1 protein-coding gene is annotated in these 305 nt (G+C 55.4%); it reads left to right on the top strand.

Translation table 11 applies throughout. The annotated features are described in order from the left end of the window. A partial coding sequence (locus tag KDM89_RS21420) for an ExbD/TolR family protein (protein WP_212689809.1) occupies positions 1-264 on the top strand: 264 nt, incomplete at its 5' end. Positions 265-305: the final 41 nt, after the last annotated feature.

Here is a 305-nt window from a genome sequence, read left to right as displayed (position 1 = left end):
CCGAAGAATCCGGTGGAGCCAGTGGTGGTCAACATCGACGTCGACTTTGACGGCACGGTATTGTGGAATGGCGTGGCATTGGCGAACCGTAACGAACTCGAAGCCAAGCTGACTGAAGTGGCGACCCAGGCAGACCAGCCTGAGGTGCATCTGCGTCCTAACGCGGTGGTGCCATACAAATCGGTGGCCGCGGTGATGGCCTCAGCCCAACGTCTGGGCGTGACCAAGATCGGTATGGTCGGGAATGAGCAGTTTATGAAGTAAGCTTGCTTGTACTGCAGAATTCATGCAAGTTAAGCACTTCA

This window comes from Cognatundibacterium luofuense, from assembly GCF_018139685.1.
Lineage (GTDB): Bacteria > Pseudomonadota > Gammaproteobacteria > Burkholderiales > Burkholderiaceae_D > Undibacterium > Undibacterium luofuense.
This window is presented reverse-complemented; position numbering and strand designations above follow the sequence as displayed.